The following is a 21927-nucleotide window of genomic DNA, read 5'->3' on the forward strand; positions in this document are numbered from 1 at the left end:
CCGGTTCGACTTCGTTTCTCCCCGCAAAGGCGCTTTTCCCATGACGACCCCCGACACCGTCAGCTTCGGCTATGAACAGGTCCCCGCGGGCGAGAAGACCGCGATGGTGGGCGAAGTGTTCAGCCGCGTCGCGCGCAAATACGACATCATGAACGACGCGATGTCGGGCGGCATGCACCGGTTGTGGAAGGACCGCTTCGTCCGCCGCGTGAAGCCGCGCGAAGGCGAGGCGATCCTCGACATGGCGGGGGGCACCGGCGACATCGCCTTTCGCATGGAGCCGTTGGGCGCAAGCGTCACCGTTGCCGACATCAACACCGACATGTTGGGCGTCGGGGTCGAGCGCGCCGCCGAACGCGGCATCGACAGCCTGGTATGGAGCGAACAGAATGCCGAGAAACTGTCATTTCCCGACCAGTTTTTCGATGCCTATACGATCGCCTTCGGCATCCGCAACGTCACCGACATCCCCGCTGCGCTGAAGGAAGCGCACCGTGTGCTGCGTTATGGCGGGCGCTTCTTCTGCCTCGAATTTTCGACCAACGAATGGCCGGGCTTTGCGCAGGCCTATGATGTTTACTCGCATCGCGTGGTTCCCAAGCTCGGCAAGCTGATCGCGCAGGACGAGGACAGCTATCGCTACCTGATCGAATCGATCCGCCGCTTCCCGCCGATGCCCGCGTTCGCGCAATTGATCCGCGAGGCGGGCTTCACATCGGTGAAGGTCGAGCCGATCATGGGCGGGCTGGTCGCCATCCACAGCGGGTGGAAAGCTTGACCCGTCCCGCCACGCATATCCTGCGCCTGCTGAAATGGGGCCGCATCCTCGCGCGCCATGGGGCGCTGCGCGGGATAGAAAGCGCGCCGACGACCCCGCCGGGTGTGAAGCGCCTGTGCCGGATCGCGCGCTTCGGCACGGTTCAACCGAAAATTCCCGATTATGCCGCGGCCTTTCAGGCGATCGGCCCCGCTGCGGTCAAGCTCGGCCAGACGCTCGCGACGCGGCCCGACATCGTCGGCGAGGAGGCGGCGCGCAATTTGCTGACGCTGCAGGACGCGCTGGCACCCGTGGCATTCGAAAAGATCCGCGAAGAGATCGAGCGCGCGTTCGAAGCCCCGCTCAACACGCTCTACGCCGAGTTCGACCCCGTCCCCGTCGGGTCGGCGTCGATCGCCCAGGTCCACCGCGCGGTCACCACCGAAGGCCGCCGGGTCGCGGTCAAGGTCCGCCGGCCGGGCATCGACAAGCAGTTCGCGCGCGACATCGACACCTATGAATGGGCGGCGGCGCATCTCGAAGCGCTCGGCGGCGAAGCGACACGGCTTCGCCCGCGCGAGGTGATCGCCAACTTCCGCCGCTGGACGCTGCGCGAACTCGACCTCAGGCGCGAGGCCGCATCGGCTTCGGAGCTCGCCGACGCGATGGTCGGGGTGCCGACCTATGAGGTGCCGGCAATCGACTGGGACCGCACGACGAGCCGCGTGATGACGCTCGACTGGATCGACGGCATCAAGATCTCGCATCGCGACGCGCTAATCGCCGCCGGGCACGACATGGAGAAACTGTCGGCGAACCTGGTCAACGCCTTCCTGCGCCAGGCGATCGCCGAAGGTTTCTTCCACGCCGACATGCACCAGGGCAATTTGTTCGTGAAGGCCGACGGCACGATCGCCGCCGTGGACTTTGGCATCATGGGGCGGATCAACCGGCAGGCGCGCTACTGGCTCGCCGAAATCCTCTACGGCCTGACCACAGGCAATTACCGCCGCGTCGCCGAAATCCATTTCGAGGCGCAATACGTCCCCGACTATCATAATGTCGAGGAGTTCGCGACGGCGCTCCGCGCGGTGGGCGAGCCGATGCGCGGCAAGCCAGTGAGCGATCTCAGCGTCGGCCAGATGCTCGATGGACTGTTCGCGATTACCCGCGACTTCGACATGCAGACCCAGCCGCACCTGCTGCTGCTGCAAAAGACGATGGTGATGGTCGAGGGTGTCGCGACGATGCTCAATCCGAAGATCAATATGTGGGACGTGTCGGGACCGTTCGTGCAGGAATGGATTCGCGACGAGCTCGGCCCAGAAGCAGCGCTCGCCGACGGCATCCGCGAACAAGGCAAGACGCTGGCGCTGATCCCCGACATCATCCGGCGGCTCGACGCGCAATTGCCGCGCAAGGGCGCCGCCCCGCCAGCCCCGCCCTTGCCGGAAGTGCCATTGATGTGGGCGAAAGGCGAGAAACGGCGCTGGTGGCGCTATGCGCTGACCGCGCTGGTCGGGGCAGCGGCAGGCGCCGGATTGCAGAACTGGATCGGCTGAGCCTCTCGCCCCGCGCGCTTTGCGGCGTTAGTTACCGATCATTTACCCTGTTTCCCTAGAGCAGACCTCGACCAACCCCGGGCCACCTTTTCGGGCAAAATCGAGATTTCATGCGCTACGACACGATCACCGCCGACCCGATTCTGCCCGTGGATACGCTGCCGCTCGAGGTCGCGGTTGTCGTCCCGACGCTCAATGAAGCCGCCAATGTCGAACGGCTGATCGAAAAACTGTCGATCGTGCTGGCCGGGCGCGGCTGGGAAATACTCTTCGTCGACGACAATTCGTCCGACGGGACAAGCGATCTGGTGCGCCGGATCGGCCGCACGTCGCGCCATGTTCGCATCGTCCAGCGTGTCGGACGGCGCGGACTGTCATCGGCGGTCATCGAAGGCATGCTTGCCACCGCCGCGCCGGTAATCGCGGTGATGGACGGCGACCTTCAGCACGATGAAAGCACATTGCCTCGGCTGATCGATGCGTTGATGACGGGCGACACCGATATCGCCGTTGGCACCCGTTATGTCGCGGGCGGTGGAACGGGCGATTGGGACAAGGGTCGGGTCCGCATGAGCCGGCTGGCCACGCGCGCCGGGCAGATCGCGCTCGGCACCGACGTCAGCGATCCGATGAGCGGATTTTTCGCGGTCCGCCGTGACGCCTTCGAACGCGCGCTGCCGCGATTGTCGGGCATCGGTTTCAAGATATTGATCGATATTCTCGCCTCGTCGCCGACGGCGCTGCGCGTTGCCGAAATACCGTACCATTTCCGCACTCGCGAAGCAGGCGAAAGCAAGATCGGCATGCGCGTCATCGCCGAATATGCCGAACTGATCGCCGACAAAACGGTCGGGCGTTTCGTGCCGGTGCGCCTGATCAAATTCCTGATGGTCGGCGGGCTGGGCGTGTTCGTCCACCTTGCGATCCTCGGCGCGCTGCTCAGCACGGGCAATGCCTTTATCACAGCACAGACGGGCGCGGTGATGACCGCGATCGCCTTCAACTTCTTCCTCAACAACAGCTTCACCTATGCCGACCGCAAGCTCAAGGGCTGGGCGATACTGGGCGGACTCGCCAGCTTTTATGCGATTTCGGCGCTTGGCGCCGTCGCCAATATCGGCATCGGCACCTGGATGGCGGGGCAGGACGAGCGTTGGTGGATCGCCGGGGTCGCGGGGGTGCTGGTCGGCGCGATCTGGAACTTCGCCATGTCGTCGGCGCTGACGTGGCGCAAATGACGGTCGCAGCGCCGCCCTCGCGGGATTGGAACCGATTTTCCGGCGCCTCGCGGCCGCTGGCGGCGGCGGTGCTCGCGCTTCTCGCTTTCCTGATGCTGTACGGCGTGGCGAGCGGGGCGGGCAATGACCGGATCGAGCCCGCGGGTAAGAACGCAATGCAAGCCGACGGGCTGGTCGGCGACCATGCGCTTTATTCACGCATCTTCGAGCGCGTCGCCGATGGTGAGTCCTATTATGCCGCCGCCGCGGCGGAGCATCGCGCCAATCATTATCCAACCAAGCCTTTCTTCACCGTGCGCCTGCCCACGCTGGCGTGGATTTTTGCCGCCCTGGGCGGACAGGGCGGGGTGATCTTCGTCTCGGCGATTGGCTTCGCGGCGGTGATCGCGTGGCGAAAACGGCTGATCGCCGACCCCGACCTGCCCGGTTATGCACGCATCGCTCCCATTTTCATCCTCGCCAATATTTCCTATCTCGTCGTGCTGGAATGGACGCTGATCCACGAGGCCGCCGCTGGCGTGCTGATCGCGCTGGCCCTCGCGCTGTACCAACCCGCGCGCCCATGGGCAGCGATGGCGGTTCTCGCAGTCGCGGTCGCGATTCGCGAAACCGCGCTGCCGGTGGCGATATTGTTCGGATGCTTTGCCCTGTCCGACCGCGACTGGCGTGCGGTCGCGGCGTGGCTGGCGGCCGGCCTGGTCTTCCTTCTCATTCTGGTGTTGCACATGTTTGCGGTGAGTGCCGTCGCGAATCCGGGCGACATCGCCAGCCCGGGCTGGAACGGCTTCGGTGGCTGGGCGTCCTATCTGTCCTTCGTCCACCTCATGTCCGGCTTTCGCTTTTTTCCGGCGTGGACCACCGCATTGCTGGTGCCGCTCGCGCTGCTCGGCTGGGCGGCTTGGCGTTCGCGGCTCGCGCTGGCGGTGCTCGGCGTACAGCTGATCTACGCGCTGCTGCTCATGCTGTTCGCGCGCTCGAACAATTTCTATTGGGCGATGCTGGTGGTGCCGACGATCTATATCGGGCTGGTCTTTGCACCCGCCGCGCTCGCCGCGCTGGGGCGCTCCCTGCTGCGATCCGGACTTTCCGCGCCGCGCGCCATGACCTAGGGCGGTTCCGGAGGCTCGCTTGAACTGACGGGCCGATGGGCATATCTGGGGACAATGGAAAAAGCGATGACGGCTTCCCGTATTCTCCTGATCATCGGCGGCGGCATCGCAGCCTATAAATCGATCGAACTCGTCCGCTTGCTCCGCAAGGCCGGCTTGACCGTACGCTGCGTCATCACGCGCGCGGGCGAGCAGTTCGTGACGCCGCTGACGCTCGCGGCACTCAGCGAGAACAAGGTCTATACCAGCCTCTTCGACCTGAAGGACGAGGTCGAAATGGGGCATATCCAGCTGAGCCGCGAAGCCGATCTGGTCGTCGTCGCGCCCGCGACCGCCGACCTGATGGCGAAGATGGCGGCCGGAATCGCCGACGATCTGGCGACCACCTTGCTGCTCGCGACCGACAAGCCGGTGCTCGCGGCGCCCGCGATGAATGTGCGGATGTGGCTGCATGCGGCGACGCAGCGCAATGTCGCAACGCTGCGCCGCGACGGCGTCACGGTGATGGAGCCCGACGAGGGCGCGATGGCGTGCGGCGAATATGGGCCGGGGCGGCTGCCCGAACCGGCGGCGATCTTTGCAGCGATCGAGACCGCGCTAGCCAATGCGCCTGCGGTGGCCTCGCTCACCGGCCAACCCGATTTCGCGCCCGCCAATCACCGCCCGCTCCACGGGCGCCGCATCCTGATCACCGCCGGGCCGACGCACGAACCGATCGATCCCGTCCGCTATATCGCCAACCGGTCGAGCGGGAAGCAGGGTTTTGCGATCGCCGCCGCCGCCGCCGAAGCCGGCGCCGACGTGTTGCTGGTCGCCGGACCGGTCGAACTACCGACCCCGCCCGGGGTGATCCGCGTCGATGTCGAGACCGCGCGTGAGATGGCGGTCGAGGTGCAGGACGGACTGCCGGTCGATGCCGCGATCATGGTCGCCGCAGTCGCCGACTGGCGCGCCGCCGACACGTCGGCACAGAAGATCAAGAAGGATGGCAGCGGCGCGGTGCCGCCTCTAGCCCTCGCAGAGAATCCGGACATATTGGCGGGCGTCGGGAAGAGTCCGCTGCGCCCGCCTTTGCTGATCGGCTTTGCCGCCGAGACCAATGACGTGCTCGCGCATGCCGAGGCGAAACTGGCGAAGAAAGGTTGCGACTGGATCGTCGCCAACGATGTCTCCGCCGACCCGATGGGAGGCGAGACGAATCGGGTGCATATCGTTAGCAAAGACGGCGTAGAAAGTTGGGACCGGCTGCCCAAGGCGGCCGTCGCCCGCAAATTGATGGAAAAGATCGCCGATGAGCTCGATGCGCGTGTCCCCCGCCAGCCCGATTGAAATCCGGATCCAGCGCCTGCCCAATGGCGGCGGCCTGCCCCTGCCCGCCTATGCGTCCGACGGCGCGGCCGGCATGGACGTCGTCGCGGCCGAATCGCTGACGATCCGCCCCGGCACGCGCCATGCCGTCGCGACGGGTTTCGCGATGGCGATCCCCGCAGGCTATGAGGTGCAGGTGCGGCCGCGTTCGGGGCTGGCGCTCAAGCATGGCATCACCTGCCTCAACACGCCCGGCACGATCGACAGCGACTATCGCGGCGAGGTGAAGGTGATCCTGGCGAACCTCGGCGACGAGAATTTCGACGTGAAACGCGGCGACCGCATCGCGCAGCTGGTGCCCGCGCCGGTGCAGCGCGCGAGCTTTGCCGAGGTCGAGAGCCTCGACGAGACCGCGCGCGGCGCGGGCGGGTTTGGATCGACCGGCGTGGCGAGCGAGAACGCCGCGAGCGACGACGAGCCGGTCGACGACAATATCCCCGACAATGTCGGATCGCTGTCGGGAATCAAGCTGCGGCGGCCGGGGGAGTAATTGCTCTCCGACGCCGAACTCGATCGCTATGCCCGCCAGATCATCCTGCCGCAGTTCGGCGGGGCGGGTCAGGCGAAGCTGAAGGCTGCCCATATCGCGGTGATTGGCGCGGGCGGGATCGGCTGTCCGGCAATCACCTATCTGGCGGCGGCGGGGGTCGGCAGGCTGACGATCATCGATCATGATATCGTCGAGCTGTCGAATTTGCAGCGGCAGCCTTTGTTTACCGACGCCGATATCGGTTCGTCCAAGGCCGAGGTCGCCGTGGCGGCCGCGCGGCGGATCAATCCGCATGTCGAGGCGGTGCCGGCCGTGCTGAGGCTCGAGGACGGCAATGCCGAAGCGCTGCTCGCGGGGGCGAGCCTGACCCTCGACGGTTGCGACAATTTCGACACGCGGCTCGCGGTCAATCGCGCAGCCGTGACGCTGCAGGTCCCGTTGCTGTCGGCGGCGATCGGGGCGTTCGAGGGGCAGGTCGCGCTCTACGAGGGGTGGCGTGCGGATGCGCCCTGCTACCAATGCCTCGTCGGCGCCGACCCCGACCGCGAGGGGATCAATTGCGCCGAAACCGGGGTGATGGGCGCGCTCGCGGGCATGGTCGGGACGATGGCGGCGCTCGAAGCGGTGCGTGCGCTGACCGGCTGGGGATCCAGCCTGACGGGAAGGCTGGCGATCCTCGACATGCTCGAGCGGCGCTGGCGCGAGGTCGGGGTCGCCAAGGACCCGGGGTGCCCGACGTGCCGGGGCTGAGCATCATCGTCGCGGGGGGTGACGATCAGCGGTTTTATGGTGCGCTCGAAACCGCAATGGCCGCGACGGCGCTGGGATCGCCCACCCGGATTTTCCTGCAGGGCGAAGCGGTCGCCTTGCTCCGCGAACGCGTGTCGGCCACTGGCGACGCCCCGCGGGAGGCGGCCGGGATGCCAGGTCTCGCGCCGATGATCGAGGAAGCAGCGGCGATGGAGATCGAGTTGTTCGTCTGCCAGTCGGGGATGGCGCTGGTCGGCCTGACAGCCGAGGAGATGGTGCCGCAGGCCAAGGCGGCGGGGTTGGTCAGCTTTCTGCGCGAAGTAGGGGCGGGCGACCGGTTGGTGGTATATTGATCGTCGTCACGGATTCTCGCACACCTTGATATCTTCGGGCGCTGGCCGCTTGCCGTCGGGGACGAAGCGGGCGAGATAGCCGCCTGCATGCTGCTTGTCGTCGTAGGACAGCAGCTTGTAACCCACCGCCTCGAATTCGCAGACGAGCAGGCGGAACGGCGTGCCATGGTCGGCGATCGGGCGGTCGCCATCGACGACGAGCACCTGTCCGCCCGCACGCAGCGCCGGGCGCAGCCGCCAGAGGAAGGCGTAGGGCTCGCCGATCTCGTGATACATATGGACCATGAAGACGCGGTCGAAGCTGGCGGCGGGGAGGCGCGGATCGTCGACCGCGCCGAGCTTGATCGAGACATTTTCGAGCCGTTCGCGCGCGATACGATCGGCGAGGCGCTCGATCACCTCGGGCATGATGTCCTGCGCCAGCACGCGCCCGCCGGCACCGACGCGCTGGGCGAGGCGGACGGTGTAATAGCCGTCGCCGGCGCCGATGTCGGCGACGGTCATGCCGGGACGAACGTCGGCCGAATCCATCACATCCTCAGCCTCGTTGAGCCGGTCGCGTGCCTCTTCAGTCGACCATTTGGTCGAAACGGTCGGCGCGACCGGGCGGTCGGCGGGCGGGAAGTCGCGGGCGGTCTCGGTGCGGTCGCTATCGCCCTCCCACGGCGCGTCGCAGCTGCCGAGCAGCGGCAGCACCACCAGCGCGGCGAGCAGGGCGGCGCCGCGGATCATCAATCGATATCCTCGACCTCGACCTTTTCGCCGGTCACCTTCTGCGACAGGGCGGCGGCCATGAACGGGTCGAGCGCGCCGTCGAGCACGTCGCCGGGGGCGGTCGATGTGACGCCGGTGCGGAGGTCCTTCACCAGCTGATAGGGCTGGAGGACGTAAGAGCGGATCTGGTGGCCCCAGCCGATTTCGGTCTTGGCTTGATATTCGCCGGACGCCGCGGCTTCGCGCTTCTGCAGTTCGGCCTCGTACATGCGCGCCTTGAGCATGCCCATCGCGGTCGCGCGGTTCTTGTGCTGCGAACGGTCGTTCTGCGACGCGACGACGATACCGGTCGGGATGTGGGTGATGCGCACCGCAGAGTCGGTGGTGTTGACGTGCTGGCCGCCCGCACCCGAAGCGCGATAGGTGTCGATCTTGAGGTCGCCCTCGTTGATCTCGATGTCGATATTGTCGTCGATCACCGGATAGACCCACACCGACGAGAAACTGGTGTGGCGCCGCGCCGAGCTGTCGTAGGGCGAGATGCGGACGAGGCGGTGGACGCCGCTTTCGGTCTTCGAATAGCCATAGGCATTCTCGCCCTTGACCAGCATCGTCGCCGATTTGATGCCGGCCTGTTCGCCCGCCTGATATTCGACGAGTTCGACCTTGAACCCGCGCTTTTCGGCCCAGCGGCTGTACATGCGCTGGAGCATTTCGGCCCAGTCCTGGCTCTCGGTGCCGCCGGCGCCGGCGTGAACCTCGATATAGGCGTCGTTGGCGTCGGCTTCGCCCGCGAGTAGTGCCCGAATCTTGTCTTCCTCGGCGCGCGCGGCGAGCGTCGCAAGGCTCGCGACCGCCTCGTCGACCATCGCCTCATCGCCCTCCATTTCGGCGAGTTCGATCAGTTCGGCGGTGTCGGCGCATTCGGTCTCGATCGCGCGCGTCGCGGTGATCGCCTCGTCGAGGCGGCGGCGTTCGCGCATCACGTCCTGCGCGGCACGCGAATCGTTCCACAAGGTCGGGTCCTCGACCTTGGCGTTGAGCTCGTCGAGCCGCCGCACCGCGCGATCCCAGTCGAGAAAGCGGCGCAGCAACGCCAAGGCGGCGCCGATCTTGTCGATATGATCCTGCGCTTCGGCGCGCATGTCCTTGCTCCTGAAAATATGTTGGTCACGCCCTTACGGCCTGTCGAGCCGAAGGGGAAGAAGGCGCGGCGCGTCAGATGATGCCGCCGCGATCCTCCAGGAAGTCACTGTCGCTGCGCCCGCCCCTGCCCTCGCTGACCGGCGCATCCTGTCGCTTGGCGGCCTTGGCAGGCTTGATTTCCTCTTCGCGGATCGTCCGCCGCGGTTCGCTTTCAGGCTTGAAAGCCTCCCAGATGATCGACGCCTTGGGGTCAGTGCCCGGCCAGCTGCCATATACGCGGCGGCCCGACTGGCGGTCGATGCGCACCATGCGGATGCCCCTGGGCGCGGTGAAGGGGATCGGTTGGCGGTCGTCGAGCGCGACGAGCGCGAAATCCTTGAAGATCGGCGCGGCGAGGCTACCGCCCTGGGCATAGCCGCCCATGTCGCGCGGCTGGTCGTAGCCGATATAGACGCCGGCGATGACGTCGGGCGACCCGCCGACGAACCAAACGTCCTTGGGGCCAGAGGTCGTGCCGGTCTTGCCGAACAGGGGCACGCCGAGGTCGCGCAGGCGCACCGCGGTGCCGCGCTGGACGACGCCTTCGAGCATATGGACGACCTGATAGGCGGTAAGCGGATCCATCAGCTGCTTGCCCGACTTGGCGAAGCGCGGCATCGGACGGCCGTCCCAGTCCTTTTTGTTGCAGCCCTCGCACGCCTTCCAATTGGTGGGGAAGATCACCTTGCCGCGGCGGTCCTGGACATAGTCGATCACGCGCGGCTTGAGTTCGCGACCGTGGTTGGCGAGCATCGCATAGGCGTTGGTGATCTTTTCGACCGTCGTCGAGCCGGCGCCGAGCGCGGTCGAGAGATAGGGTTCGTGCTCGCCGATACCCATGGTGCGGATCGTGTCCACGATCGGTTCCATACCGACCTGGCTCGCGGTGCGCACCGTCATCAGGTTACGCGACTGTTCGAGGCCCCAGCGCATCGTATGCTCGCCCGAACCACCCGCGCCGCCGAAGTTGCGGAAGCATTTGTTGCCGAAGCGCGCGCCCTGATAGACACAAAAAGACCCATCGACGATCATCGTCGCAGGGGTCATGCCATTGTCGAGCGCGGCGGCGTAGACGAAGGGCTTGATCGTCGAGCCCGGCTGGCGTTCGGCCTGCGTCGCGCGGTTGAACGGCGAAAGGCGGACGTCGAAGCCGCCCTGCATCGCATAGATGCGGCCCGAATGCGGGCTTTCGACGATCATCCCGCCCGATACTTCGGGAATGTTGCGCAGGCCGTAGACGCCATTGCCCGTTGCCTTGACCGCGATCATGTCGCCTGGGCGCATCGCCGAGAAGGCGCTGCCGCCGGTCTTGCGATAACCGAGGGCCGCAGCGCCCGCCGGCAGGGTGCCCGTCGTGCCGTCGGCGAAACCGATGCGTGCTGCGGCAGCGCTTTTCGAGAGCACCGCGGCGATGCGCCAGCCGTCGTAATCGATGCCAATGAAGCTGGAGGCGAGGCGGCTTTGCCACTGGTCGTCGGCCTCGATCGTCGCGATCGGTCCCGACCAGCCCTTGCCCGCGTCGTAGCGAATCAGGCCCTTGCGCAGCGCGCTGGTCGCCGCCGCCTGCATCTTGCCGTTATAGGCGGTGCGCACCCAGAGGCCGCCGGCATAGACGCTGTGCGGCCCATCCTCGGCGGTCTCGCCGAATTGGGCCATCAACTGACGCCGGGTTTCTTCCATATAATAGCCGCCGACCTGCGCGATCGCACGGTTGCCCGTTTCGCTGAGACCCAGCGGCATCGCGCGCGCGGCGTCGCGCTGCGCGGCGGTAATCCATTCGTTGCGGAACATTTCGCCGAGCACGAAATTGCGCCGCGCCAGCCCCTCGGCGGCGAAGCGCGACCGGCCGTATTTTTCGGGCGCCTTGGGCAGAATGGCGAGGAAGGCCATTTCGTGGAGCGCGAGCTGATCGACATCCTTGTCGAAATAGGCGCGCGCCGCCGCCTGGACACCAAAGCTGCGGCGGCCGAGCGGGATTTCATTGAGATAGAGTTCGAGAATCTGTTCCTTGCTCAGCGCACCCTCGATGCGGCGCGCGAGGATCAGTTCGCGAATCTTGCGCCGATAGCTGAGCTCGTTGCTCAAGAGCAGGTTCTTGGCGACCTGCTGAGTGATCGTCGAAGCGCCGACCGGCCGACCGCTGTTCGTCATGTTGGTGACGATCGCGGTAGCGATGCCCGGATAGTCGATGCCGCCATGGCTGAAGAAGGTCCGGTCCTCGGCGGCGAGAAAGGCGCGCACGAGAAGCTGCGGATATTCGCTATAGTCGAGTTGGACGCGGCGTTCGCGGGCATAGCTGTGCACCGGCGCGCCTTCGGCATCGCGGACCATCGTCGGCAGCGGGGGTTCGTAATCGCGCAGCTGGTCGACCGAGGGCAGGTCGCGCGCGAAAATCAGCCAGATGAGGAAGAGCCCGAGCAGGCCGACACACGCCAGATAGCCGAGCCAGCGGAACCAGCGGCGCGCCCACATGGTACGAAACCAGCCGAAAACGGCATTGCTGTCGCGGCGCAGGCGCAGGCGGAAATTGGGCGGACTGTCGGCGACCATCGTGAGCAGCCTCTAAAGCGTGTCCGGGCGAAAGGGAAGTATGGTTGCGGTGGGGTGCATGTTACCCGGCCGACCCGCGGTAGGGCCGGTCATGTCACCGCGCCCTGCCCCTTGCGCTCACCGGCCAGGTCGCGACCAGAGTCTCGTTCTCGACGACATGATAATGGTCGTAGAGATTCACCGTAGGATCGCAGTGCGGCACGGTGAGCGTGACCGGAGCGCCGGGCGCAAGCGCTTCGCCGATGCCGGGTGCGATCAGCGCGGCATGTTCATCGCCCATGAAGGCGAAAAAAGCGGTTTCCGCCGCGCCGCGCCGGACCACCGCAACACCGCTGTCAGTGGACAAGGCTTTATAACCGGCGTCGATGGTGACGAGTCCCGGATGATTGGCGCTGACGACGCGGGCGTCGACACCCAGCGACGTTTTGAAGGGGACGGCGCCGTCGCCGGTGAGGTCGCAGTCGAGATATTGCTTGTCCATGAAGACATAGCTGCCGGCCTGCAATTCGGTGAAGATCGCACGATCGAGGTCGATGCGATGGGTCCCCGTGCCCGATCCGGTGACGATTTCGGGCGCGAAGCCAGCGTCAGCCAGCGTGGCGATGACGGTTCGCAGGTAAGCGGTGCGCTCCTCGATCGCGGCGCGGCGGTCGGCAAAGCCTTCGATATGCTGCTGGGACCCGCAGTAATATTGGACGCCGCGGTAGCGCAGGTTCGGGAGGGCCGCGATCGCTTCGGCGAGCGCCACCGCTGCCCTGGGGCGAAGCGACGCCGGTGCGCGCGATGCCGGGGTCGATGTCGATGACGACATCGAGCCTGGTAGCGAGCGCCGCATCGATCCGGCCCGCGACGGCGGGGTGATCGACGACCGCCATCAGCCCCGTCGCGCTCTTCGCCAGTGCCGCGAGCCGTTCGATCGCGCGCGGTGCCGCGACGGGCGAGGTGATGAACAGGCCCGTAATGCCGCCCGCGGCGAGCACCTCGGCCTCGCCGATCTTGGCGCAGCAGACGCCGGCCGCGCCCGCTGCGAGCTGGCGCTTGGCGATATCGACGCTTTTGTGCGTCTTGGCGTGGGGACGGAGGCCGACGCCATGCGACGCAGCCAGGCTGGCCATCGCGGCGATATTGCGGTCGAGCGCGTCGAGCCCGGCGGCGCGTGGCATTTCATATTCCATCTCCTCGAAGCGGAGCGCGCGGTCCGACGGGAAGATACTGTGCGCCGGGCCGCGACGGCGGGCCTCGAAGCCGGTCTTCATCATCCCGCGCTGGAGCCAAGGGGTGAGGAAAGGCACGCGCGCCGCCACATCGAGCACGCGGCGGAATGCGGTCTCCTCCATGTCGGTGGTGCGCGGCGGCGGGTCGCAGGGATCGCAGGGGTCAAGCGTCTTGAGGATCACATGGTCGGCGTGAGGGAAGAACCAGAACTCGATATGACGGTGCTGCGCCGCGAGGTCGTCATAGCTTTCGCGCACCTCGTCCCAGCGACGCTTCTCGATGCGTTCGGCCAAGTGGAAGGCGGGGACGACGGCGGCCTCGATTTCGGTCGCGATGCCGAACATCCCGAGCGACAGGCGCTGCGCTTGGAACAGGTCGGCGTCGGCGCCGGCATCGCACCAGCGCGCTTCGCCGTCGGCGCCGATCAGGCGGAAACCGCGCGCCATCGTCGACAGATTGCCGAGATCGACCCCGGTGCCGTGGGTGCCGGTCGCCATCGCGCCCGCGAGCGACTGCGGATTGACGTCGCCCTGGTTGGCGAGCGCGAGACCCTCGTCCCACAGCGCGGCGGTCAGCCGCTTGATACTCCAGCCGGCGGGGATGCGCGCGGTCTGGCGGTCGGGGGCGATGGTGATCCGGCCCGGGAGCGCATCGAGATTGAGGATCAGTCCGTCGCTTGCGCAGAGCGGCATGAAGCTGTGGCCGGCGCCGGTGGCGCGGACCTTCGTGGCGGTGCGGTCAAGACTTGCGAGTTCGTCCTCGCTTTGCGGGCGGGTGACCGCGACGGGCCCGGCGACGCTGCCCGACCAGTTGCTCCAGCCCATATTTCTCTCCCCTCAGCTTGCGGCGAAGCTGTCGGGGCGGGGGATGATGGTCAAATGAAATTTACGGGAGCAGTGACGCGATCTGCCGCGCGAAGTGGACCTGCACCGCGTCGCGGACGCCGCGCGCGACCTTTTTCTGGCCCGCCGCCGAGCCGAGGAATTCGGCGTCGCCCTCGTTCGAGATGAAGCCGGTTTCGAACAGGACCGACGGCGTGTCGGGCGCCTTCAGCACGACGAACGACGCGAAGCGATGCGCGGTGGTGCGAAACTTGACGTCGTCCGACGCCTCGCGTTGGAGCAGGCGGGCGAAGTCCGACGCGACGTTCATCGTCTCACGCTGCGTCAGGTCCAGCAGGATCGACGACACGTCGCTGCTGTGCGCGCCAAGATCGACGCCGTTGATGATGTTCGCCTTGTTCTCGCGCGCCGCGAGCCGCGCCGCTTCGCGGTCGGAGGCGACTTCGGAGAGGGTGTAGATCGACGCGCCGCTCGCCTGCTGGTTTTCGGCGGCGTCGGCATGGACCGAAATGAACAGGTCGGCCTTCAGTCGACGCGCGATGCCATAACGTTCCTCGAGCACCAGATAGCGGTCGTCCGAACGGGTGAGCGCGACGCGAACGCGGCCCGAGGCGATCAGGTCGTCGCGGATCGCGCGCGCGATGCCGAGAGTGATGTCCTTTTCGCGCTTGCCGCTGTGCGGGCTGATCGCGCCCGGATCGTGCCCGCCATGCCCCGCGTCGATGACGACGAGCGGCAGGCGCAGATTGTTCGGTCCCTCAATCTTCGGTAGCGCAACCGCGGGCTTCGCCTTGCCGATCGGCACGGTCACCGAATAGCGTTTTTCGGGCGGTTTGGCGCGGAACTGCGCCGGCGGCTGAAGCCGGACGCGGGGCGCGCGCGAAGCGCGCTGGAACTCGTCCGCCGAGACAGGACTCAGCTGGAACGAGAGACTGCGCCCGTCGGCGGCGAAGCGCGCGTTCGAGACGAGGGCCGGCCGGTCGAGGTCGAGCACGACGCGCGCGGTGTCGGGGCCTTGCTGGCCCTGGCGGACGGTGCGCACGAACCCCGCCCCCTGCGGCGAACGCCCCGCCTGCGCACCCGCGATGTCGAGCGCAATGCGGTCGGGACCCGCGAGCAGCAAAGTCGACGCGCTGGCGACAAAATCGTCGAAACGTACCGTCACCTCGCCGCCCGTGATCTCGATCGCGCCGATATTGCCCGCCAGCACCGCCGGCGTGGCCATCAGCGACGAGAGGAAGAGCGACGCGAGAAGCATGGGGCGATTATGCCGCCGGGCAGGACGATTGGTCCAGTATTTATCTGAAAGCATCCAAGGCCACCTGCGGGTCATCACGATGAACCGGTCATTAGGGATGGCGCGTCAAGTCAGGGTGAAAGGGCAGGGTTAACCAGCGGTTTAGCATGATCGGGCTGACGGCACGCCTTGCCGCGGGCTTTACCATGCCCATATTTTTCCGGTGCTTGGCTGTTGCCGTTCGATGACGCCGATGCTAGCACCCCGAACGCTGACGGTGTCATTGCCTGACCCGTCGGGCCTTATGCGGGGAACGCGCCCAATCGGTACCGGATCACGGACCGGACGGCGGCTCTCCCCCGGTGCCCGACAATCCAGGCCTGGCAACCTGCCGTCGGCCCACCCGGATGCCCGGGCAGCGAAGGAAGATCAGCCGCTGGTCGATTCGCGCTGGCCGGTCATCCGCTAAACAGGTTGATGCCGCATGAGGCTTGCCATGCCCTCTTTCACCCGCGACGCAGGCGCTTTCGCGCTTGCCGTCGCTCGGGCGGAAGACCGCATGCGCGTCCACGACCGGACGCGGGCCGCACAAGGCAATAACGTCTTTTTTCCATTGAACCCTTTTGACCGCAGTCATCCCGTACGGATGGCCGCGGCCTTTTTTGTTGGCGCGCCGCGGCGCGCCTGGAGTGATAATAATGACCACGCGCATGTTGATCGACGCGCGGCACCGGGAAGAAACCCGTGTCGCCGTCACCAAGGGAAACCGCATCGAGGAGTTTGATTTCGAGTCCGCCGAGCACAAGCAGCTCAAGGGCAATATCTATCTGGCCAAGGTAACCCGTGTCGAACCGTCGCTGCAGGCGGCGTTCGTCGAATATGGCGGCAATCGCCACGGTTTCCTCGCGTTCAGCGAAATCCACCCCGACTATTACCAGATTCCGAAGGAAGATCGCGAAGCGCTGCTCCGCGAAGAGGCTGAGCATGCCGCCGAGGCCGCGATGCGCGCCGAGGAAGACCTCGACGAGCTGGAAGGCGATGTCGCCGACGTCGAATATCATGACGACGAAAATGGCGATGCCCCGGCCCCCGAAACCGTCGGCGAAGACCATGACGGCGACGAAGGCGATGACGAAAATGGCGACGCCGAGGGCGAGGCCGAAGAGGGCGCCGAAGAAAACAAAGACGGCCGCGGCGACCGCAAGGGCCGTGGGCGCGGGCGCGACGGTCGCAAGGGCGGCCGGGGCCGCGGCCGCCGCCGCGACGAGGACGAGGACGGCGAAAGCCGCATGTCGCTGCGTCGCCGCTACAAGATCCAGGACGTCATCCGCCGCCGTCAGGTGATGCTGGTCCAGGTCGTCAAGGAAGAACGCGGCAACAAGGGCGCTGCCCTCACCACCTATCTATCGCTCGCCGGCCGCTATTGCGTGCTGATGCCGAACACGATGCACGGCGGCGGGATCAGCCGCAAGATTTCGAATGGCGCCGACCGCCGCAAACTCAAAGCCATGGTCGACGAGCTTAACCTGCCGCCGACGATGGGCTGCATCGTGCGCACCGCCGGGATGAGCCGCACCAAGGTCGAGATCAAGCGCGACTTCGACTATCTGGCGCGCGTCTGGGACGAGATTCGGGAAAAGACCCTGGGGTCCAGCGCGCCGGCGCTGATCCATTCGGACAGCGACCTGGTCAAGCGCGCGATCCGCGACATCTATCACAAGGATATCGAGGAAGTACTCGTCGAGGGCGAGGACGGGTATCGTGCCGCCAAGCAGTTCATGAAATTGCTGATGCCGAGCCACGCGCGCCGCGTGCAGCAATATGCCGACCCGGTATCGCTCTATCAGCGCTATGGCGTCGAGGACCAGCTCGCCGGGATGCTCAATCCCGTCGTCCAGTTGAAATCGGGCGGTTACCTCGTGATCAACCCGACCGAGGCGTTGGTGTCGATCGACATCAACTCGGGCCGGTCGACGCGCGAGCATAATATCGAGCAGACCGCGGTCAGCACCAATTTGGAAGCCGCGCACGAGATCGCGCGCCAGCTGCGTCTGCGCGACATGGCCGGGCTGATCGTGATCGACTTCATCGACATGGATCATGGTTCGAACGTCCGCAAGGTCGAGCGCGCGATGAAGGACGCGCTGAAGAACGACCGCGCGCGCATCCAGATCGGCCGCATCTCAGGCTTTGGGCTGATGGAGATGAGCCGCCAGCGCCTGCGCACCGGCGTGCTCGAGGCCTCGACCCGCCCCTGCCCGCATTGCGAAGGCACCGGCCTCGTCCGCACCGCGTCGTCGGCGGGCCTCAGCGCGCTGCGCATGATCGAAGAGGAAGCCGCACGCGGCAAGGGGAGCAAGATCATCCTGCGCGCGAGCCAGGAAGCGACCTTCTACCTGCTCAACGAAAAGCGCCGCGAACTGCGCGAGATCGAGGACCTGTACGGCGTCAGCGTCGAAATCCTGCCCGACGGCGAGACCGAGGGCGCGCGCATGGCAATCGAGGTAGGCGGCCCGCCGCCAGTCGCGCGCCGTAGCTTCGCCCCGATCGCCCCGATCGAGGACGATGACGACGACGAGGAATATTTCGACGAGGAAGAAGAGGCCGAGGCGGAAGCCGAGGCGGAAAAGACCGAGCGCCCCGCCCGCCGCGAACGCGAAGAAGGCGACGCCGACACCGATGGCGAAGGCCGCAAGCGCCGTCGCCGTCGCCGTCGTGGCCGCCGTGGCCGCCGTGACGATGAGGGCAATGAGATCGGTGAAGGCGCCGAAGGCGAAGACCGCGAAGGCGACGCGCCCGAGGATGACGACGCCGGCGACGCGGTGACCGAAGCGGTCGCCGAAGTTCCCGTCGAGGCCGAAGGCGAAACCGCAGCCAAGCCGCGCCGCCGCCGCGGCGGTCGTGGCCGCAAGCCGCGTGATGAGGGAGCCGAAGAGGCCGAGGCCGCAGAAGCCGAAGCCCCGATCGAGGCCGAAGTCGCCGCCGAGCCGGTGATCGAGGAAGCGCCCGTCGCTGAAAAACCGAAGCGCAAGCCGCGCCGGACCAAGGCGCAGATCGCCGCCGAAGAGGCCGAAGCCGCAGCAGCGGCCGAAGCGCCCGCACCCGCCGAAGCCGTCGCCGAGGAAACGACCGAAACCGTCGCCGCAGCCGAAGCCGAGGGCGAACCCGCCAAGCCCGCGCCCAAGAAGCGCGCGCCGCGCAAGACCAAGGCCGCAGCGGCCGCCGCAGCCGAAGAGGCCGCGACCGCATCGACCGAGGTCGCGGCGCAGGACGGCGAACCCGTCCCCGCTGGCAGCGACGAAGCCCCCGACGGCGAACCCCGCCGTGGCTGGTGGCAGCGCACCTTTGGCAACTGATCGGTGGACCCCGATTGGCGGCAATTGATCGCATCCTTGCGATCGCAGCCTTGCCACCGAGCGTCCTGAACCCCACAAGGCCTTCATGGCTTCAGTTGAGGTTCAGGCGCTCGGCGCAAGGACGCACCCGATGAGTTTTTCCCTGCCGCAGCTCGCAAATCGGGCCAATGCCTGGCGTTCGCTGGTTCGGTTGCTGGTGACGGTCGTCGTCTTGCTCGCGGTAGCGGTGCGCCCGGTGGCGGCGCAGTCGATCCTGCGCGACGCCGAAACCGAAGCGCTGCTCCAGGACATGATGGACCCGCTGCTCGTCGCGGCGGGGCTGCAGCCGGGGCAGGTGCGTGTCCATTTGCTCGGCGAGCGCAGCATCAACGCCTTTGTCGCGGGCAGCCAGGACATCTATGTCTTTGCGGGACTGATCGACGCTGCCGACAGCGCCGAAGAGGTGCAGGGTGTGCTTGCGCACGAGCTGGGCCATGTCATGGGCGGCCACGCGATCCGCATCAACGACGGCGCCAAGGCGGCGACGAGCATTTCGCTGCTCAGCCTGTTGCTCGGCGCGGCGGCGATCGCGGCAGGCGGGGGCGAAGCCGGCATGGGGATCATGATGGCGGGACAGCAGGCCGCGCTCGGCAAGTTCCTCGCGTTCAGCCGTATCCAGGAATCGACCGCCGATGCCGCCGGCGCGCAATATCTGTCGAAGGCTGGGATCAGCGGACGCGGCAGCCTGGCCTTTTTCAAGAAGCTCCAGAATCTCGAATTCCGCTATGGCGTCAAGCAGGACGACGACCAGGCCTATGGCCGCACCCACCCGATGTCGGGCGACCGCATCCAGTCGCTGCGCGAAGTCTATGTCGTCGATGCGGCTTGGGCAAAGCCCGCCGACCCGGCGATCGAACAACGGTTCCAGCGGATAAAGGCGAAGCTGCAGGGCTTCATTTCCGAACCCGAACGCACGCTGCGCAAATATCCCGAAAGCAACACCAGCGTGCCGGCCCGCTATGCGCGCGCCTATGCCTGGCACAAGAGCGCCTATCCTCAAAAGGCGCTTGCCGAAGTCGAAGGCCTGCTCGCCACCGCGCCCGAGGACCCCTATTTCCTCGAGCTCGAAGGCCAGGTTCTGCTCGAATCGGGGCGCCCAAAGGAAGCGATCCCGCCGCTGCGCAAGGCGGTCACCAATTCGCGCTCGCAGCCGCTGATCGCCGCCTTGCTCGGCCACGCCCTGATCGCGACCGAGGAGCCGGCCAATTTCCCCGAGGCCGAAGAGGTGCTGAAGACCGCGATCGCGCTCGACAACCAGAACCCCTTTGCCTGGTACCAGCTCGGCATCGTCTATGCGAACAAGGGCGACCAGCCGCGCGCCGCGCTCGCCTCGGCGGAACGCTACCAGCTCGAGGGTAGACAGGCGATGCTCGCGCTGCGTAACGCCGACCTCGCGATGCAGGGCCTGCCCGAGGGGTCGCCCGACTGGATTCGTGCACAGGATATTTCGCTGGTCGCGCGCGCCGAGGTGGAACGCGAACGCAAACGGCGCTAGATTCGAACGCACGAAGCGGGGACGCATCGTCCATATCGATGCGCAAGGGCAACAAGTGACTGATAGAAAAGATGATTATTACCAGCCGTGGCTGCGTGACCCGGCGCCCGCCGACGATGGCGCACGCGCCGCATCGACCGAAGCACGCGACGATGGTGGCTTGGCCAAGCCACGCGAGGTGCCGCCGATCGGACTTGACGTGTCGCGCTATCCGGCCGAGACGCACGCCCCACGCAAACCCGCAGTCGATGGCGAGCGGCTGAAGGCCGGCGCACACGGGCTGTGGCGGGCGATCCGCGACGGCAGCAGCGCCTTTGCCGACTGGACGATCCGCGTCGGCGAAAGGGCCGATGTTCCCGCTCGGGTCGAGGCGATGGAAATTCCGCGCCGCTCGCGTAAACTCGCCGGACGTACAGCCGATGCCACCGCGCGGACTGCCAAGGCTCTCGGCCGTGGAACCGCGCGCGGCAGCGCCGCCGCCGCCGCCGCGAGCGCCAAGGCGTGGGACAAGATAGCGCTCGGCGAAAAGGTCGGCAAATTGTCGAGCGACGCACAACGCGGGCTGGGCGATGTCGCGGGCAAGGCCGGCGAAGCGCTGGGCCAGGCCGCCAAGGCGAGCAAGGAAAGTCTGGGCGAGGCGGCGACAAAACTGCGCCCCGCGCCGCGGATCGAAGCCGGACCGCCGCCATCGGGGCTTGAACAATTGCTCGCACGCGAGGCGCAGGAAGCGGCGGCCGCAACCGCCGCGACCAAGCCGGCCGCGCCCGACCTGCCGCTGTTCGCGAGCGAACCGGGCATCGAACTCGCGGCACCCAAAACGACGCCGGCCAAGCCTGCCAAAGCGGCATCGGCGACGCCGCCGCCATCGGTCTCCACGCCGGCGCCCGATGATCGGACGCCGCAACGCCCGCAGCCGCCGCGCGGCGGAGCGAGCGGCGTCGCCCTGCCCGCGCCCGGCTGGGTAATCGCGCTCGGCGGACTGCTGTTGCTCGGCGCGACCTTTTGGCTCGGCGGCCGTTTCGGCGGTGGCCTGTCCAAGAGCGAGGTCGAGACCGTCGTCGCCGACTATATCAAGGCCAATCCGCAGCTCATTCCCGAGGCGCTGACCGCGCAGCGCGACCGCGAGATGGCGAAGGCGATCGACGCGATCCGCCCGGCGCTCGAAAAACCCTATGCCGGCGCGTGGGCGGGCAATGCCGACGGCGACGTGACGCTCACGGTCTTCACCGATTATGCCTGCGGCTATTGCCGCGCCAGCCTGCCCGACCTCGACCGGTTGATTCGCAGCGATCGTCGGCTGAAAGTGGTGTTCCGCGAACTGCCGATCATCGCGCCGCAGAGCCGTGATGCTGCGCTGATGGCGCTCGCCGCCGCGCGGCAGGGCAAATATGACGCGTTCCACCATGCGATGTTCCAGGCATCGTCGCTCGATCGAGGGGCGATCCTCGCGGCCGCCGAAAAGGCCGGCGTCGTCACCGACGGCACCGCCGATGCGACCGCAAATGAAGCTTTGTTCCAGCGCGAACTCGACTCCAACCTCGCCATCGCAAGCCAGTTGCAGCTGAACGCAACCCCGACCTGGGTCGTCGGCAACCAGTTGCTGCAGGGGCAGATCGGTTACGACGGCCTGCGCGCGGCGGTCACCAAAGCGCGGACCAAGGGTTGAG

17 protein-coding genes and 1 pseudogene are annotated in these 21927 nt (G+C 66.7%); 11 read left to right on the plus strand and 7 right to left on the minus strand.

Features of this window, described 5'->3' with window-relative positions; genetic code table 11:
• Positions 1 to 40: 40 nt before the first annotated feature.
• From AC3WS4_RS06940 to AC3WS4_RS06975, 8 genes and pseudogenes are all read left to right on the plus strand, one after another.
• Complete coding sequence (locus AC3WS4_RS06940; RefSeq protein ID WP_492735484.1) at positions 41 to 778, plus strand: class I SAM-dependent methyltransferase; 738 nt, start codon at positions 41 to 43, stop codon at positions 776 to 778.
• The gene (ubiB, locus tag AC3WS4_RS06945) at positions 775 to 2319 is read left to right on the plus strand and encodes a 2-polyprenylphenol 6-hydroxylase (protein WP_492735482.1); all 1545 of its coding nucleotides are present in this window, start codon (positions 775 to 777) and stop codon (positions 2317 to 2319) included. The genes AC3WS4_RS06940 and ubiB overlap by 4 nt, the downstream gene beginning before the upstream one ends.
• Positions 2320 to 2429: 110 nt before the next feature.
• Positions 2430 to 3557, plus strand: a complete 1128-nt coding sequence (locus AC3WS4_RS06950; RefSeq protein ID WP_492735480.1) for a glycosyltransferase — start codon at positions 2430 to 2432, stop codon at positions 3555 to 3557.
• A complete protein-coding gene (locus AC3WS4_RS06955; RefSeq protein WP_492735478.1) occupies positions 3554 to 4666 on the plus strand; it encodes a hypothetical protein in 1113 nt (370 codons plus the stop codon). The genes AC3WS4_RS06950 and AC3WS4_RS06955 overlap by 4 nt, the downstream gene beginning before the upstream one ends.
• 66 nt (positions 4667 to 4732) lie before the next feature.
• Positions 4733 to 5995: a bifunctional phosphopantothenoylcysteine decarboxylase/phosphopantothenate--cysteine ligase CoaBC gene (coaBC, locus tag AC3WS4_RS06960; RefSeq protein WP_492735476.1), complete on the plus strand. Its 1263-nt coding sequence runs from the start codon at positions 4733 to 4735 to the stop codon at positions 5993 to 5995.
• Positions 5967 to 6422 (plus strand): annotated as a pseudogene (gene dut, locus AC3WS4_RS06965) (dUTP diphosphatase); the annotation flags it as partial. The gene coaBC and the pseudogene dut, both read left to right, overlap by 29 nt.
• Before the next feature lie 102 nt (positions 6423 to 6524).
• Positions 6525 to 7274 carry a HesA/MoeB/ThiF family protein gene (locus AC3WS4_RS06970; RefSeq protein ID WP_492735474.1) on the plus strand — a complete coding sequence of 250 codons (750 nt, stop codon included), beginning with the start codon at positions 6525 to 6527 and terminating at the stop codon, positions 7272 to 7274.
• On the plus strand, positions 7253 to 7627 hold the full coding sequence (locus tag AC3WS4_RS06975) for a DsrE family protein (protein ID WP_262408175.1): 375 nt from the start codon (positions 7253 to 7255) through the stop codon (positions 7625 to 7627). Before AC3WS4_RS06970 ends, AC3WS4_RS06975 begins: the two co-directional genes overlap by 22 nt.
• 6 nt (positions 7628 to 7633) lie before the next feature.
• Here the strand turns inward: AC3WS4_RS06975 and AC3WS4_RS06980 are convergent, their stop codons facing one another.
• The 7 genes from AC3WS4_RS06980 to AC3WS4_RS07010 form a co-directional block, all read right to left on the minus strand.
• Positions 7634 to 8359, minus strand: coding sequence for a class I SAM-dependent methyltransferase (locus AC3WS4_RS06980; protein WP_187140051.1), 726 nt, complete (start codon positions 8357 to 8359; stop codon positions 7634 to 7636).
• Positions 8359 to 9486: a peptide chain release factor 2 gene (gene prfB / locus AC3WS4_RS06985; RefSeq protein ID WP_492735471.1), complete on the minus strand. Its 1128-nt coding sequence runs from the start codon at positions 9484 to 9486 to the stop codon at positions 8359 to 8361. Before prfB ends, AC3WS4_RS06980 begins: the two co-directional genes overlap by 1 nt.
• A 73-nt stretch (positions 9487 to 9559) precedes the next feature.
• Complete coding sequence (locus AC3WS4_RS06990; RefSeq protein ID WP_492735469.1) at positions 9560 to 12076, minus strand: penicillin-binding protein 1A; 2517 nt, start codon at positions 12074 to 12076, stop codon at positions 9560 to 9562.
• A gap of 94 nt (positions 12077 to 12170) precedes the next feature.
• A complete protein-coding gene (locus AC3WS4_RS06995; RefSeq protein ID WP_492736600.1) occupies positions 12171 to 12557 on the minus strand; it encodes a hypothetical protein in 387 nt (128 codons plus the stop codon).
• Positions 12558 to 12663: 106 nt separating this feature from the next.
• Positions 12664 to 14115: an FAD-binding protein gene (locus AC3WS4_RS07000; RefSeq protein WP_492735467.1), complete on the minus strand. Its 1452-nt coding sequence runs from the start codon at positions 14113 to 14115 to the stop codon at positions 12664 to 12666.
• A 61-nt stretch (positions 14116 to 14176) separates the two neighbouring features.
• Positions 14177 to 15391: an N-acetylmuramoyl-L-alanine amidase gene (locus tag AC3WS4_RS07005; RefSeq protein WP_492735465.1), complete on the minus strand. Its 1215-nt coding sequence runs from the start codon at positions 15389 to 15391 to the stop codon at positions 14177 to 14179.
• Positions 15392 to 15704: 313 nt separating this feature from the next.
• Positions 15705 to 16082 carry a hypothetical protein gene (locus AC3WS4_RS07010; RefSeq protein ID WP_492742687.1) on the minus strand — a complete coding sequence of 126 codons (378 nt, stop codon included), beginning with the start codon at positions 16080 to 16082 and terminating at the stop codon, positions 15705 to 15707.
• Here AC3WS4_RS07010 and AC3WS4_RS07015 point away from each other — a divergent pair.
• The 3 genes from AC3WS4_RS07015 to AC3WS4_RS07025 all read left to right on the plus strand — a co-directional run bounded on the left by AC3WS4_RS07015 (position 16069) and on the right by AC3WS4_RS07025 (position 21926).
• Positions 16069 to 18726 carry an Rne/Rng family ribonuclease gene (locus tag AC3WS4_RS07015; RefSeq protein ID WP_492735463.1) on the plus strand — a complete coding sequence of 886 codons (2658 nt, stop codon included), beginning with the start codon at positions 16069 to 16071 and terminating at the stop codon, positions 18724 to 18726. The genes AC3WS4_RS07010 and AC3WS4_RS07015 overlap by 14 nt on opposite strands.
• 130 nt (positions 18727 to 18856) lie before the next feature.
• Entirely contained in the window at positions 18857 to 20260 is a 1404-nt protein-coding gene (locus AC3WS4_RS07020; protein WP_492735461.1) for a M48 family metalloprotease, read from the plus strand.
• A gap of 55 nt (positions 20261 to 20315) precedes the next feature.
• Positions 20316 to 21926, plus strand: coding sequence for a DsbA family protein (locus AC3WS4_RS07025; protein ID WP_056344870.1), 1611 nt, complete (start codon positions 20316 to 20318; stop codon positions 21924 to 21926).
• The last annotated feature ends 1 nt before the right edge of the window (position 21927 follow it).

The sequence above is a fragment of the Sphingopyxis sp. EU05-FHT14B03 genome (genome assembly GCF_058790875.1).